The 13,534-nt window shown below is 64.7% G+C and carries 14 protein-coding genes and 1 pseudogene; 6 read left to right on the top strand and 9 right to left on the bottom strand.

Annotation, left to right across the window (positions count from 1 at the left end; genetic code table 11):
• The first annotated feature begins 155 nt into the window (after window positions 1-155).
• The 3 genes from CUJ89_RS12400 to CUJ89_RS12390 are packed head-to-tail and all read left to right on the top strand — an operon-like array spanning window position 156 to window position 2,261.
• On the top strand, window positions 156-1,289 hold the full coding sequence (locus CUJ89_RS12400; protein WP_114177572.1) for an acyl-CoA dehydrogenase family protein: 1,134 nt from the start codon (window positions 156-158) through the stop codon (window positions 1,287-1,289).
• A gap of 37 nt (window positions 1,290-1,326) precedes the next feature.
• Window positions 1,327-1,788 (top strand): MaoC family dehydratase, encoded by a 462-nt coding sequence (locus tag CUJ89_RS12395; RefSeq protein ID WP_114177571.1) that lies wholly within the window; start codon window positions 1,327-1,329, stop codon window positions 1,786-1,788.
• A complete protein-coding gene (locus CUJ89_RS12390) occupies window positions 1,785-2,261 on the top strand; it encodes a MaoC family dehydratase (RefSeq protein ID WP_114177570.1) in 477 nt (158 codons plus the stop codon). Before CUJ89_RS12395 ends, CUJ89_RS12390 begins: the two co-directional genes overlap by 4 nt.
• Before the next feature lie 47 nt (window positions 2,262-2,308).
• Here the strand turns inward: CUJ89_RS12390 and CUJ89_RS38260 are convergent, their stop codons facing one another.
• The 3 genes and pseudogenes from CUJ89_RS38260 to CUJ89_RS12380 all read right to left on the bottom strand — a co-directional run bounded on the left by CUJ89_RS38260 (window position 2,309) and on the right by CUJ89_RS12380 (window position 4,314).
• Entirely contained in the window at window positions 2,309-3,001 is a 693-nt protein-coding gene (locus CUJ89_RS38260; protein ID WP_201752306.1) for a glutathione binding-like protein, read from the bottom strand.
• Between the two features lie 201 nt (window positions 3,002-3,202).
• Window positions 3,203-3,442 (bottom strand): annotated as a pseudogene (locus CUJ89_RS38515) (histidine phosphatase family protein); the annotation flags it as partial.
• An 80-nt stretch (window positions 3,443-3,522) separates the two neighbouring features.
• On the bottom strand, window positions 3,523-4,314 hold the full coding sequence (locus tag CUJ89_RS12380; RefSeq protein WP_114177568.1) for an oxepin-CoA hydrolase, alternative type: 792 nt from the start codon (window positions 4,312-4,314) through the stop codon (window positions 3,523-3,525).
• 202 nt (window positions 4,315-4,516) lie between these two features.
• Here CUJ89_RS12380 and CUJ89_RS12375 point away from each other — a divergent pair, with 202 nt between their 5' ends.
• Complete coding sequence (locus CUJ89_RS12375; protein WP_114177567.1) at window positions 4,517-5,173, top strand: glutathione S-transferase; 657 nt, start codon at window positions 4,517-4,519, stop codon at window positions 5,171-5,173.
• A gap of 42 nt (window positions 5,174-5,215) precedes the next feature.
• Here CUJ89_RS12375 and CUJ89_RS12370 read toward each other — a convergent pair whose 3' ends face one another.
• Window positions 5,216-6,388: a pyridoxal phosphate-dependent aminotransferase gene (locus tag CUJ89_RS12370; protein WP_114177566.1), complete on the bottom strand. Its 1,173-nt coding sequence runs from the start codon at window positions 6,386-6,388 to the stop codon at window positions 5,216-5,218.
• Between the two features lie 33 nt (window positions 6,389-6,421).
• Entirely contained in the window at window positions 6,422-6,919 is a 498-nt protein-coding gene (locus tag CUJ89_RS12365; RefSeq protein ID WP_114177565.1) for a putative toxin-antitoxin system toxin component, PIN family, read from the bottom strand.
• A 57-nt stretch (window positions 6,920-6,976) separates the two neighbouring features.
• Here CUJ89_RS12365 and yaaA point away from each other — a divergent pair, with 57 nt between their 5' ends.
• Both yaaA and CUJ89_RS12355 read left to right on the top strand, forming a co-directional pair.
• Window positions 6,977-7,759 (top strand): peroxide stress protein YaaA, encoded by a 783-nt coding sequence (gene yaaA / locus CUJ89_RS12360; RefSeq protein ID WP_114177564.1) that lies wholly within the window; start codon window positions 6,977-6,979, stop codon window positions 7,757-7,759.
• 280 nt (window positions 7,760-8,039) lie between these two features.
• The gene (locus CUJ89_RS12355) at window positions 8,040-9,194 is read left to right on the top strand and encodes a M14-type cytosolic carboxypeptidase (protein ID WP_114177563.1); all 1,155 of its coding nucleotides are present in this window, start codon (window positions 8,040-8,042) and stop codon (window positions 9,192-9,194) included.
• Between the two features lie 82 nt (window positions 9,195-9,276).
• On the opposite strand, the gene CUJ89_RS12350 is transcribed toward CUJ89_RS12355, so the two are convergent.
• The 4 genes from CUJ89_RS12350 to CUJ89_RS12335 all read right to left on the bottom strand — a co-directional run bounded on the left by CUJ89_RS12350 (window position 9,277) and on the right by CUJ89_RS12335 (window position 13,086).
• Complete coding sequence (locus CUJ89_RS12350) at window positions 9,277-9,930, bottom strand: BspC domain-containing protein (protein ID WP_114177562.1); 654 nt, start codon at window positions 9,928-9,930, stop codon at window positions 9,277-9,279.
• Window positions 9,931-10,069: 139 nt separating this feature from the next.
• Complete coding sequence (locus tag CUJ89_RS12345) at window positions 10,070-10,744, bottom strand: energy-coupling factor ABC transporter permease (RefSeq protein WP_114177561.1); 675 nt, start codon at window positions 10,742-10,744, stop codon at window positions 10,070-10,072.
• Between the two features lie 75 nt (window positions 10,745-10,819).
• The gene (locus CUJ89_RS12340; protein WP_114177560.1) at window positions 10,820-11,656 is read right to left on the bottom strand and encodes a response regulator transcription factor; all 837 of its coding nucleotides are present in this window, start codon (window positions 11,654-11,656) and stop codon (window positions 10,820-10,822) included.
• Between the two features lie 212 nt (window positions 11,657-11,868).
• Window positions 11,869-13,086: a DUF2863 family protein gene (locus CUJ89_RS12335; RefSeq protein WP_114177559.1), complete on the bottom strand. Its 1,218-nt coding sequence runs from the start codon at window positions 13,084-13,086 to the stop codon at window positions 11,869-11,871.
• Window positions 13,087-13,534: the final 448 nt, after the last annotated feature.

Genomic DNA, 13,534 nt, shown 5'->3' with positions numbered 1-13,534 from the left:
ATGCATGGGCAGAGGAGTAAGTGCTGAAGCACTCACTCGCTCCGACCGCGAAGCATGGGATCAGAGTAGATGCTAAAGCGCTAACTCTGATCGACCGCACAGCATGGGATCAGAGTAAGTGCTAAAGCACTAACTCTGATCGACAGGAGACAACGATGGATTTCAGTTTTACCGATGAGCAGCAGCAGTTCGCCGACGCGCTGCGCCGTTATCTCGGCGAGCAATACGGTTTCGACGCGCGCCAGGCAATCGTGCGCAGCGACACGGGCGTGTCGGACACGCAATGGAGCGCGTTCGCCGAACTGGGGTTGACCGCGCTGCCCGTGCCGGACGCACAGGGCGGCTTCGGCGGCGGCCCGGTCGACATGCTGGTTGTGATGCAGGAGCTCGGCCGCGCGCTCGTGATCGAGCCGTACTGGGCAACGGCGGTCGGCGTCGAGGCATTGCGCATCGCCGGCTCCGGCGCAGGCGAGGATGCCGCGCTGCTGGAAGCGGTCGCGCAGGGACAGAAGCGCGTGGCGGTCGCGTTCCACGAACCGCATGCACGTTATGACCTGTTCGAGCTCGACACGCATGCGCGCGAGCAGGGCGGCACGTACCGGCTGACCGGCACCAAGTCGGTCGTGCAGCACGGCGCACAGGCGCATGCGTGGATCGTGCCTGCGCGCGTCGACGGCGGCGGCATCGGCCTCTTTGTCGTTGAGCAAGATGCAGCGAACGCGAAGATGGTCGACTATCGGACGATCGACGGCCAGCGCGCCGCGACGATCGAATTCAATGAAACGCCTGCCCGACGGCTGACGGGCGGCGCGCGCGACGCGGCGGCGCTCGAGCAGATTGCCGATTACGCGACGTTCCTGCTGTGCGCGGAAGCGGTCGGCGCGCTCGACGAACTGAATCGCGCCACGGTCGAATACACGAAGACGCGCGAGCAGTTTGGCGTGCCGATTGCGCGTTTCCAGGCGCTGCAGCACCGGATGGTCGACATGCTGATCCATGCCGAGCAGGCGCGTTCGCTGACCTACCTGGCAGCGGTGCGCTACGCGAGCAGCGATGCCGATGCGCGACGTAAGGCCGTGTCGGCCGCGAAAGCGCGTGTCGGCGCGGCCGCGCGCTTCGTCGGGCAGCAGGCCGTCCAGCTGCACGGCGGCATGGGCGTGACCAACGAGGTTGCCGCCGCGCACCTGTTCAAGCGGCTGTCGATCATCGAAACGACGCTCGGCGATACCGATCATCATCTTGCCCGCATCGCGGCACTACCCGATTTCGCACAGGCCGACGTGGCATGACGGCGACGCGCGAGCGCGCCGTACAAGGAGACACAGAGTGGGAATCAGTTACGAAGATCTGGTGGTCGGCAGCACCACCGAAGTGGGCCGCTACACGTTCGAGCCCGACGACATCAAGGCGTTCGCGAAACGCTATGACCCGCAGCCGTTCCACCTCGACGAGGAAGCCGGGAAAGCATCGCCGTTCGGCGGGCTCGTCGCGAGCGGCTGGCATACGTGTTCGGTGTTCATGAGCCTGCTCATCAAGAAGCTGGGACCGGACTCGACCAGCATGGGTTCGCCCGGCATCGATTCGATTCGCTGGCTCAAGCCCGTGCGCGCCGGCGACACGATCACGATGCACCAGAAGATCCACGACAAGCGCGTGTCGGAGAGCAAGCCCGATCGCGGCATCGTGTCGACCGAATGGATCGGCGTCAACGGCAGCGGCGAGACGGTGATCACCGTGCATACCAAGGTGATCTTCGGGCTGCGCCATCCGGGAGGCACGAACGCATGACCGACGTGACATTGCCGCTGATCGCGTCGGCGCAGGCGCTGCAGGCACGGGTCGGCGCGGAGCCGCTCGCGAGCGGCTGGATCGCGATCGACCAGCATCGCGTCGATGGTTTCGCCGACGCGACCGGCGATCATCAATGGATTCACGTCGATCCCGAACGCGCGCGGCGCGAGTCGCCGTTCGGCGGCCCGATCGCGCACGGGTTCCTGACGCTGTCGCTGATTCCTGCGTTGATGACCGACGCGATGCGCTTCGAGCAGAAGATGGGCGTGAACTACGGACTGAACCGCGTGCGGTTCCTGAAGCCGGTGCCGGTCGGTGCGCGCGTGCGCGCGCTGTTTGCCGTGAAGGAAACCGCCGAGGCCGCGCAGGGCGGCGTGCAGGTGACCTGGTCGGTGTCGATGCAGGTCGAGCGTCCCGACGCGCCGCTGCTTGTCTGCGCGGCGGAATTCATCACACTGCATTACTTCTGAAGCGCGGGGCGGCATGCACGGATGCCGCTCCGCCCGTCACGTGCGTGTCAGTGCTTCGCGTATTGCGTCGCGCCGAACAGCACCTCGCGCGCCTTGTCGTCCTGCAGCGCCTTGCGCATCGATGCGAGCACTTCGACACCGCGCTGCACGGCCGGTCGTGCGGAAATCGCCTCGTGCCAGCGCTTCACGTTCGGCAACTCGTCGAGCACGATGCCCTGGTTTTGCCACGAGCGCGTCCACGGGAACGTCGCAATGTCCGCGATCGTGTACGCGTCGCCCGCGAGATATTCGGATTCGCCGAGGCGCTTTTCCATCACGTTGTACAGGCGCTTCGCTTCGTTCGTGTAGCGGTTGACCGCGTACTCGATCTTTTCCGGCGCGTACAGGCGGAAGTGGTGCGCCTGACCGAGCATCGGGCCGACACCGCCCATCTGGAACATCAGCCACTCGAGCGTCGCATAGCGCGCGGCCGGATCGGTCGGCAGGAACTTGCCGGTCTTCTCCGCGAGATAGATCAGGATCGCGCCCGATTCGAACAGCGAGATCGGCTTGCCGCCGGGGCCATCCGGATCGACGATCGCGGGGATCTTGTTGTTCGGGCTGATCTTCAGGAATTCCGGCTCGAACTGGTCGCCCGCACCGATATCGACCGGATGCACACGATAGGCGAGGCCTGTTTCCTCGAGCATGACGTGCACCTTGTGGCCGTTCGGGGTCGCCCAGCTATAGACGTCGATCATCGTCAACTCCTGTGTTGCATGCGCGAAAACGGCGCCGGCAGCGCGCCGCGACAGGCGGCCATTAGAGCATGGATCGACGCGGGCTGCTGACGACGGAAACGTGTCCGCCGATGCGTATGCGTATGCGCGGGCGGGCGGGAGATCGTCGCCGACATCGAGCGCGTTGATGCAGCCGGTCGCCTGCGACAGATGACCGATGAACCGGCGCTGGCCGGGCACCGTCGCATGCGACAGCAGCGCGCAGTTGACGCCGCCGTGCAGCACGAGCAGCGCCGTATCCCACGAGCGCTCGGCGCGGAGCGCGTCGAGCGGCGGCAGCACGCGATCGATCAGTTCCCCGATCGTCTTGCCGCCGAGAAAGCGCGTCGATTCCGGCTCGATGCCGTCGAGCACGCGCAGGAACGCGTCGCGATGCTGTTCGGGCGGAGGAGTGTCGGACAGGTGGCCGCCGCGAATCTCGCGCCGTGCCGCATCAGGTAGATGCGGCGGCGGCGAGGCAATTCGAAACAGGACATGGCGGATCAGCGCTTGTAGCGCGGCTGGCGTTTCTCGAGAAATGCGGTGATGCCTTCGAGCCCGTCCGCATGATGCAGCGATGCGACGAAATGATCGCGCTCGGTGCCGAGATGCGGTTCGAGCGGCTGCATCGTCGCGTCGTCGAGCAGCGACTTGATGCGCGTGAGCGCATTCGGCGAGATGCCGGCGAGTGCGTCGGCCCATGCCAGCGCGTCGGTCAGTGCCGCGCCGGGCACGGCGAGCCGATTGACGACGCCGAGCGCATGCAGGCGTTCGGCGGCGACCGGCTTGCCTTCGAACAGGATCTCGGCCGCGATCGCACGCGGCAGCGCGCGGGCGAGAAACCACGAGCCGCCGCCGTCGGGCGTAAGGCCGACGCGCGCGTACGACATCACGAATTTCGCATCGTGCGCGGCGACGATCAGGTCGCACGCGAGCGCGAGCGAGAAGCCCGCGCCGGCCGCGGCGCCTTCGACCGCCGCGATCACCGGCTTCGTCGATGCGTGGATTGCCGTCACCCATGCGCCGAGCTGATCGATGCTGTCGGCCTGGTAGGACGGATCCTTCGAACGGTTGTCGAGCAGCCGGTTCAGGTTGCCGCCTGCGCAGAAGAAGCGATCGGCGCCCGTCAGCACGACTGCGCGAATCCCGGGATCGCGCTCGGCAGTGGCGAGCGCTTCGACACCGGCCGCGTACATGTCGGGATGCAGCGCGTTGCGTGCGCCGGGATTGGATAGCGTGAGGACGAGCGTCGAATCGCTCTCGGGCGGACGCGAGGCCAGCAGTTCAGCACTCATGCGAGCGTGTCTCCATCGGATGGCGGGGCTGCGGCGCTGCACGTATTGTGCGGACAGGCGCGGCTGACGCCGCAGCGGATGTAATGTTGTCGTGACGGACACGAAACTTGCTTTAGACTAGCACGAACGTGCTTTTCAGCGCGACGAATCCCGATGCGGCCGGCATCGTTGCGGCTGCGCTTCAGCAAGGAAGGAGACTCCGATGCTACAGCTGTGCGGTATCCCGTTGTCCAACTACTACAACAAGGTGAAGTTCGTTCTGCTCGAGCACGACATCCCGTTCGAGGAGTCCGTGTGCGGTTTGCCGATCAGCGATCCGGCCCAGCTTGCCGATTCGCCGCTCGGCAAGATTCCGTTCCTGAAGACCGAAGAGGGCGCGCTGTTCGAGTCGCAGGTGATCGTCGAATACCTGGCGGCGCGCTATCCCGAGAAAGCCATTTTCCCGGCAGGGCCGTTCGCAGCCGCGAAGGTGCGCGAACTGGTCGAGACGCTCGAGCTGTATCTCGAATGGATGGCGCGCGAGGTCTATACGGAAGCGTTTTTCGGCGGCAAGGTCAGCGACGGGATGAAGGCGCACGTCGAGAAGCGCCTGCCGCGCGCGATCGATGCGTTCAAGCAGATGACGCAGTTTTCGCCGTATGTGCTCGGCGAGTCGTTCAGCCTCGCCGACATCGCCGCATCGATCCATCTGCCGGTCATCGGGATGGCGACGAAGGCCGTGTTCGGACGCGATTTCCTGCTCGATGCAGGCATCGACTGGAAGGCGCACGGGAAGAAGGTCGGTGAGCGTGCTGCCGCGCAGCGCGTGGCAGCCGATCGCAAGGCTTATATCGAAGCGACGAACGGCGCGCGTTCGTAAGTGCGGTTCCGCCTGGGCGGCGCGTGGCCGCCCGTACGGGACTTACAGGCGGGCGAGCCGTTCGAGCGCGGACGCGAGCGTGCTTTCCTGCTTCGCGAAGCAGAAGCGTACGACCCCCGATTCGTGCGGCTTGTGATAGAACGCCGATACCGGAATGGCGGCCACGCCGATCTCCGACGTGAGCCACTTCGAGAATTCCGCTTCGGGCAGGTCGCTGATCGCCGAGTAATCGACGCACTGGAAGTACGTGCCCGGGCACGACAGCAGCTTGAAGCGAGTGCGCTCGAGGCCGGCACGGAAGAAGTCGCGCTTCTTCTGATAGAAGCCCGCGAGCGCCAGGTACGGCGCCGGGTCGCGCAGATAGTCGGCGAGCCCGATCTGCATCGGCGTGTTCACCGTGAATACGTTGAACTGGTGGACCTTGCGGAATTCCGCGGTCAGCGCGGCAGGCGCCGCGACGTAGCCGACCTTCCAGCCCGTCACGTGATAGGTCTTGCCGAAGCTCGACACGATGAAGCTGCGCGAGGCGAGTCCCGGATAGCGCGCGACGCTCTCGTGGCGCGCGCCGTCGTAGACCATGTGCTCGTAGACCTCGTCGGACAGGATCAGCACGTTGGTTCCGCGCACGATATCCTCGAGCTTGCGCATGTCCGCCTCGCGCCACACGGTACCCGTCGGGTTATGCGGCGTGTTGATCAGGATCATGCGCGTTTTCGGCGTGATCGCGGCCGCGAGCCGGTCGAACGGGATCGCGTAGTCGGGCGCCTCCAGCGTGACGAACACAGCCTTGCCGCCTGCGAGTTCGATCGACGGCAGGTAGCTGTCGTAGGTCGGTTCGACGACGATCACTTCATCGCCCGGATGCACCGCGCACAGGATCGCCGTCAGCAGCGCCTGCGTCGCGCCGGCCGTCACGGTGATTTCGGTGGCCGGATCGTAGCGCCGGCCGTAGACCTGGGCGATCTTGTCGGCGATCGCGTCGCGCAGCGGCGCGACACCGGCCATCGGCGGATACTGGTTGTGCCCGTCGCGCATCGCTGCCGCGACCGCGTCGACGATGCGCGGATCGCAATCGAAATCCGGGAAGCCCTGGCCGAGGTTCACGGCGCCTTTTTCGGCGGCAAGTGCGCTCATGACCGTGAAGATCGTCGTGCCGACGTTCGGCAGGCGCGAGGGGAAAACGGGAGTCGTTGGCATGTCTGAAGGAGCGTTCATCGATACGGTCGAAATCGGGTGGTGCGGCGTGCGTCAGGTTGGCGTGGCAGTGGCGGTCGGTGCGGCGTCGAGTGCGCAGGCCTCGGCAAACGGCGCGGGCTGTGCGATCCGGAAGCCGAAGTCGCGTGCGGTGCGCTTCGCGAGCTTCAGCAGTGCGCGGTCTTTCGAGACGAGCCACTCGGCCTGCGCGGCGCGGGCGAGTTCGAGAAACTTCTGGTCGTCGCGGTCCTTGCACTTCGGCAGCGGCGGCGCGTCGGCGTCGACGGGCGGCGGCTCGACGAGGCTCGCGAGGCGGGCGACGGTCGCGAGCGCGGCGGCCTTGTCGATCGCGCGCGCCTGGAACTGCGGATAATCGAGCACGTACTCGAGTTCGGTCAGGCAGCGGCCGTCGATCACGGCGGCAAGCGTGCCGCGCTCGAGCGCGGCACGGATCGGGCGCGTAGCGGGGTCGTCGAATACGAGGATGTCGATCCAGACGTTCGAGTCGAGCACGACGCGATGTGCGGCGTGCGGGGCGAGAGAGCAGGTCATTCGTTACAATCGGTGGTTTTCGTCTGACCGCAAGGCACGGCGTGCCAGCGAGCCTCTATGATAATCGTTCTCTCTCCCGCCAAATCCCTCGACTATGATACGCCCGCGCATGTCCAGTCTTACACGAAGCCTGCATTCGTCGACGACGCGTCGGAGCTGATCGACGGCCTGCGCAAGCTTTCGCCGCAGGACATCGCGACGCTGATGGATATCTCCGATCCGCTCGCGCGCCTGAACTTCCAGCGCTACGCGGACTGGTCGCCCATCTTTACGCCGGCCAATGCGAAGCAGGCCGTGCTCGCTTTCAACGGCGACGTTTATGAAGGATTCGACGCAAAATCGCTGTCGTCCGTCGATCTCGACTATGCGCAGCAGCACGTGCGCGTGCTGTCGGGCCTGTACGGGCTGCTGCGTCCGCTCGACCTGCTGCAGCCGTACCGGCTCGAGATGGGCACGCGCTTCGCGAACGCGCGCGGCAAGGATCTGTACGCGTTCTGGGGTGACCGCATCACGCGGGCGCTGAACGAGCAGCTCGAGACGCGCAGCGGCGCGGCGCGCGTGCTGGTCAACTGCGCGTCGACCGAATACTTCAAGTCGGTCAAGCCGAAACTGCTGGCGGCGCCCGTCATCACGCCGGTGTTCGAGGACTGGAAGGGCGGCCGCTACAAGATCATCAGCTTCCATGCGAAGCGCGCGCGCGGCCTGATGGCGCGTTTCATCGTCGAGAACCGCATTACCGAGCCGAAGGCGCTGAAGGATTTCGCGACGGAAGGCTATGCGTTCGACGCGGCTGCGTCGAACGATTCGACTTACGTATATCGCCGGCGAGTCGGCGAGTGACCATGCCGGCCGTGCACGAGATGGCCGGCACATGCATGAGGCCGGGCGGCACACTGCCTGTTCCGGTCGACAGCTTTGCATGGGACCGGAGTAAGTGCTAAAGCACTGAGTCTGGTCGACAGCTTTGCATGGGACCGGAGTAAGCGCTAAAGCACTGAGTCTGGTCGACAGCTTTGCATGGGACCAGAGTAAGTGCTAAAGCACTAACTCTGGTCGACAGCTTTGCATGGGACCAGAGTAAGTGCTAAAGCACTAACTCTGGTCGACACAGGAGAGACAGATGACCCTTTCGATCACCAGCAATTTCGACGCAGGCGCAATCGACGTCGTGTCGTGCGACAGCCCCGACGCGATTCGGCTGCGTGTGCGCGGCGACAGCCGCTCGGAATTCGCGCAATGGTTTTATTTCCGCCTGACCGGTGCGCGCGGCGAGCGGTGCGTGATGACGTTCGAGAACGCGGCCGAATGCGCCTATCCGTCGGGCTGGCGCAACTACAGCGCGGTGGCGAGCTACGACCGGGTCGACTGGTTCCGCGTGCCGACGACGTTCGACGGCAAGACGATGACCATCGACCATACGCCGGAGTTCGACAGCATCTACTACGCGTATTTCGAACCGTACTCGGAAGAGCGTCACGCGGCATTTCTCGGCGCGGTCCAGCAGTTGCCGCAGACGAGCGTCGTCGAACTCGGCCGCACGGTCGAAGGCCGTCCGATGTCGCTGCTGACGCTCGGCACGCCGGAAACCGGCGGCGCGCCGAAGAAGAAGGTTTGGATCATCGCACGCCAGCATCCCGGCGAGACGATGGCCGAGTGGTTCGTCGAAGGCCTCGTCAAGCGGCTGGCCGGATGGGGCGACTGGGCCGGCGATCCGGTCGCGCGCAAGCTCTACGATCGCGTGACGTTCCACATCGTCCCGAACATGAACCCGGACGGTAGCGTGCACGGCAACCTGCGCACCAATGCGGCAGGCGCGAACCTGAACCGCGAGTGGATGGCGCCCGATGCCGAGCGCAGCCCCGAGGTGCTGGCCGTGCGTGACGCGATCCACGCGATCGGCTGCGACATGTTTTTCGACATTCACGGCGACGAGGATCTGCCGTACGTGTTCGTCGCCGGTTCGGAGATGCTGCCGAGCTTTACCGAGCAGCAGGGCAAGGAGCAGACCGCGTTCATCGACGCGTTCAAGGTCGCGAGCCCCGACTTCCAGACCGAGCATGGCTATGCGGCGAGCAAGTACAAGGAGGACGCGCTCAAGCTTGCGTCGAAGTACATCGGCCACCAGTTCGGCTGCCTGTCGCTGACGCTCGAGATGCCGTTCAAGGACAACGCGAACCTGCCCGACGAGCGGGTCGGCTGGAATGGCGAACGCAGTGCGGCGCTCGGCGCGGCGATGCTGGCCGCGATCCTGGTGCACGTCGACACGTTCGCGTAAGCGTATCGTCGTCGTATGAAAAAAGCCGGGGCATCTCAGGATGCGCCGGCTTTTTTGCTTCTGTTGTTGCTGCTCCGCCGTATCAGGATTTCTTCGCGGTTTTCTTCTTCACGGCTTTCTTCTGGCCGCCCGATTTCGTCGTTGCGACGGCCTTCTTGCCGGGGCGGCCCGATGCCTTCGCCTTGACCTTGCCTCGGTGCGACTTGCCCTTGAACTTCTTCGTCGACGACGTGGAGCGTTCGACACGCGGCTTCAGCGGCGGAACGGGGTCGTTCCAGCTGAACGCGAGCATTTGCTGGCCGACATAGCCGCAACGGAATTTCAGCGGCGTCGGGTCGCCGCCGTCGCTGTGGATGCCGAGTCCGTCGACAGTGACGATGTTGTCGACCTTCACGCGTTGCTTGCCCTGGTCGAACGAGTCGTTCCATGGCGTGATCGTCGCGTTGCCGCTGTCGAATGCGTTCGGCGCAAAGTCGACGCGGTCGAAGGCCGACGACGTGCTGGCGATGAAGCTGCCGTGCGCCGCACAATCGGCGGCGAGCGGATCGGCATGCATTTCGTTGACGAATTTGTTGATCAGTTCGGAGCGCTGGTCGAGCAGGTCGGCGAATGCCGGAGTCGGAAGCGCAAGCGACAGGCCCGCGATACAGGCTGCCAGCTTGCCGAGCGCCCGGAAAATCCGGAGCGAGGCAGGTGAGCTGTCCATCTGGTTATTGGTGAGGAGCGAATGAGACATCGGGCACGTATAGATGCCCGATGAAGAACAGGAGTTCAATCTTAGCGTAAAAAAGTTGTGCGGCAGTAGATGGCGTACTCTCCCGCGCCGCGGAAGGTGCCGCCGGCACGCGTTGACGGTGCCCGGATCCGAAGGAAATTCAGGCGCGCGGGCCGCCGAGGCGATAGCGCCGGACGTCGAAGGTCGTGACCCACGCAGGGCGATAGACGGCGATGAGTGCCGTCGCCATGCCGGTGAACCATGCTTCGCCAAGCGCGAGCAGCGCAGTGTTCAGCAGATAGCCGGCCGGAATCACGACGGGCACGCCATCCGCGAGGGCGAGCTGGACACCGGCCGCGGCGGCGGCGACCGCGATGATCGCGATGGCCGGCGACAGGAATCCCTGGCCGGTGATGAACGACGCGAGGTTGTGCGGCAGCCATGCGAGCGCGGCGCGCTGCAGCAACGCCGACACGGCGACAGGCAGCGCGCCGTAGATCAGATAGGTCAGGCCAATGCCCTGCCACGGCGCGTCGAAGATGATCGCGGCAACCGCCGTGACGGCGCCCATCGCGATCAATGCGAGTGTCCAGTCGAACAGCGTGACGAGCAGCGTTGCGCCAAGCAGATGCATGACGATGCCATCGTCGAGCCACGCATTCGAGGCCCAGAGGACCGCAATCGCAGTGACGAGCGCGAGCCACACGTGCTGGAGCGTGGCGTCCTGCAGGCGCACGAAGGGGCGATTCCAGATCGCGAGCGCGAGCAGCGCCACGGCGGCGATCCAGCCACCGATGCCAATCCAGAGCGGAAGCGGTGTGAAAAGAAAACCCATGCGTTCATATTACTCGTTGAGCATCAAAGGTGGGAATCCGCACATGTCGACCGTCGCAATATCGAGACTGTTTGCCTAGCGTTCGCGCCGGAACCGCGCCGGCGGTTCGGCGGCGAGTGGCAGGTCCTGCGCGTCGGCATTCGCGGCCGGCAGCGGGTACGGATGGTCGTTCCGTTGCGTACGCAGTGGAACCGTGCCGCGTTCGCCGATGGCCGGCTTGCGCGCGCGGCTGCGGTTGGCCAGCAGCACCTCGAGGTGGGGCGACAGCCAGCCGTTGTAGATCGCGACCGCGGCGGCGCGGTTCGCGGCGCCAAGCTGCTGGAAGATGCTGGCGAGGTGGATCTTCACGGTGCCTTCGCTGATGCCGAGGGTGCGGGCGATCATCTTGTTCGTGCTGCCCATGTGGACGAAGCGCATGATCTGCGCTTGCCGCGGCGACAAGAGGCCGCTCGGCGGGCGGCGTGGAAGCGATCCGGCGAGCGTCTGGAAATGGGCATCGTGGCGCGCCGCGGCCGTGGAGGGCAGCAGGCTGAGGGCAATCGGCGGGATGTAGTGTCCGCCCAGCAGCACCATCTCGAGCGCACGCACGATCAGGTGCGGCCGCGTGGAATGCGGGATTACGCCCGCGACCCCATAGTTGAAGAAGCGCTGGATGGCTTCCGGCGAGGCTTCGTCGATCAGAACGGCGGCGGGTGTCGGCGAGCACGCGCTGCAAAGCGCCTGAAGCTCACTGAGCCGGCCAACGTCCAGCCAGTCGATCGCGACGAGGTCGAAACGCTGGGTGCGCAGCAGCCGGCGCGCCTGGAATCCGTCGGGCGCATCGTTGATGCTGGCGTGACGGTCGATCTGCCGCAATAGGGCCTTCAGTCCGTCACGCCGTTCGGCGTCTGAATTGAGCACCAGGAACCGCATATTCAACCTCCGTAAGGGTGAGTCATTGATCTGCTGTCGGGTATGCGTCGGCCCCGATAATGACAAAAACCTTACACGATGTCTGCTTGGCTGAAAGGCTTAGGAAAAGTCTGAAATTTTGAGCGACGGAATATCGGACAAGAAAAAAGCCGCTCCGGAGGGAACCGGGAGCGGCTTCGGACGGGCAGGCCCGTTCGGGCCTGCGGTGCGGGTCAGTGGAAGTGCGGCTGGGCGGGCGATGCGTCTTCCGGCATTTCCGCATGGACGATTTCGCCGAGCGGATCTGCGTAGAGCGGCACGCCGCAGTCATCGCAGTATTCGGGTTCGAAGCGGCCCGCATGCCGGCGGACGTCGGTTACGCCGCATTCCTTCAGCAGGCTGACGATTTCCTCGAGCGGCCCTTCGATCGGCGCTTCGCCTTCGAGCGTCGCGTTGTCGGTCGACACGTCGCCGTTTTCACGGCCGTAGAGCGGCCACACGACACCGTAGATCACGTCGTTGCTGGCACGCCGCGTGAAGCCGACGCGATATTCGTCGATACGGCGTTCGCCGAAGCCCGCGACTACCGCGCGCAGCTCCTGCGGTGCCGCACCAAGTGTGTCGAAAAGATAACGAATGGCGGTTCGCACCGTGTGCGGGCGAATGCGTTCGTCCGCATCCCGGCAGGCCGAATAGTACGCGTCCGGAAGCAGGCATTCGAACTCGCATCCGGGCAGTGCGATCGACAGGTTCGGGCCGCCCTGGGCCGTCCATTGCTCGAGGCACTGGCCGCGCTCGATCCGGCTGCCGCTTTCTTCTTCCTGCCAGCGGAACAGCGGCGTGCCTACGGGCGCGGCGACGACGGCGAGCAGGAAGCGCGGGTCGGCCAGGATCGGCGAGGTCTCGGGCAGGTCGCCGAAGCTCAGCTTGGGCGTGTGCTGACTAATCGCCGCATGTGCGAGTTGCTGGGCAAGCCGGTAGGTTTCGACGTGGTGCCGCGGCAACTGGTCGATGCTGTAGAGGAACGGCGCAAGCCCGACGAGTGTGCCGTTCGCGAGGACATGGGCCTGCAGGTGCGCTCGCAGCGCGTCGGCAACGTCGCCCTTGAGCGGGCCCGACGGAATCATGTAGCGCGTCCAGGCGAGAACCGGGACGGCGACCAGCAGCGCATCGTACGGTTGGCCGTCGTGCTCGATCACCATCGACTCGCTGTGCGTCTCGGCCATGTCGGCGAGCGCGCCGTACGCATCGGGATGATTCTGCTGAAGATGGTCGAGCGCTGCGTCGAGTGTGGTCTGGTTGCCGTTGCGGACAATCTTGGCGAGCAGCGCATCGAGCTTCGCTTCCCAGAAGCGATCCTCGATGCGGCTGCCCGAGGCGAAGAGCGCAAGCGACAGGCCGACCAGTTTGTCGGCATCGGGGGGGAGGCGTTTGGCGATTCGCTGGCGCATATTAAACACGTATATAGAAAGAGGCGAAGAACCTCACATTCTAGTCCGTTCTTTGCACCATAAGCGGTCTCGTGTCCAAGCATGGCCAGACGGCTGAATTGCGGCTTTTGTAAAAAAGTTGCTTCAAACCCCTTGCGCGAATGTCACGTGCTGCATAGAATCACGCCTCTTTCGCGCTAACGGAAACGCGGCGCGGAAGAGGGAAAGCGAAGTCGGTGGTGTGCAGCGGTTGAGGCACGCGGCTGGCGCAGGAAGATGGACCCCGCAGTCGCAACGAAGTGGTTAAAAAGTTGTTGACGATCTGCGAAACACGGTTCATAATCTCGCTTCTCTGCTGCTGAAAACGCAGCGCTGCTGAGAAACGAAACGGTTCTCGCAGACATGCTCTTTAAAAATTAACAGCCGATAAGTGTGGGCGCTTGATGGAAGCGAGCTGATCCTCGGATCA

The organism is Burkholderia pyrrocinia (assembly GCF_003330765.1).
GTDB lineage: Bacteria > Pseudomonadota > Gammaproteobacteria > Burkholderiales > Burkholderiaceae > Burkholderia > Burkholderia pyrrocinia_B.
This window is presented reverse-complemented; position numbering and strand designations above follow the sequence as displayed.

Coding starts and splice junctions, on each gene's coding strand:
- CUJ89_RS12345 (WP_114177561.1), bottom strand. CDS start 10,744: ATGGGTTTTCTTTTCACACCGCTTCCGCTCTGGATTGGCATCGGTGGC.
- CUJ89_RS12365 (WP_114177565.1), bottom strand. CDS start 6,919: ATGACCTGCTCTCTCGCCCCGCACGCCGCACATCGCGTCGTGCTCGAC.
- CUJ89_RS12390 (WP_114177570.1), top strand. CDS start 1,785: ATGACCGACGTGACATTGCCGCTGATCGCGTCGGCGCAGGCGCTGCAG.
- CUJ89_RS12375 (WP_114177567.1), top strand. CDS start 4,517: ATGCTACAGCTGTGCGGTATCCCGTTGTCCAACTACTACAACAAGGTG.
- CUJ89_RS12380 (WP_114177568.1), bottom strand. CDS start 4,314: ATGAGTGCTGAACTGCTGGCCTCGCGTCCGCCCGAGAGCGATTCGACG.
- CUJ89_RS12400 (WP_114177572.1), top strand. CDS start 156: ATGGATTTCAGTTTTACCGATGAGCAGCAGCAGTTCGCCGACGCGCTG.
- CUJ89_RS12335 (WP_114177559.1), bottom strand. CDS start 13,086: ATGCGCCAGCGAATCGCCAAACGCCTCCCCCCCGATGCCGACAAACTG.
- CUJ89_RS38260 (WP_201752306.1), bottom strand. CDS start 3,001: ATGATCGACGTCTATAGCTGGGCGACCCCGAACGGCCACAAGGTGCAC.
- CUJ89_RS12350 (WP_114177562.1), bottom strand. CDS start 9,930: ATGTCTCATTCGCTCCTCACCAATAACCAGATGGACAGCTCACCTGCC.
- CUJ89_RS12355 (WP_114177563.1), top strand. CDS start 8,040: ATGACCCTTTCGATCACCAGCAATTTCGACGCAGGCGCAATCGACGTC.
- CUJ89_RS12340 (WP_114177560.1), bottom strand. CDS start 11,656: ATGCGGTTCCTGGTGCTCAATTCAGACGCCGAACGGCGTGACGGACTG.
- CUJ89_RS12370 (WP_114177566.1), bottom strand. CDS start 6,388: ATGAACGCTCCTTCAGACATGCCAACGACTCCCGTTTTCCCCTCGCGC.
- yaaA (WP_114177564.1), top strand. CDS start 6,977: ATGATAATCGTTCTCTCTCCCGCCAAATCCCTCGACTATGATACGCCC.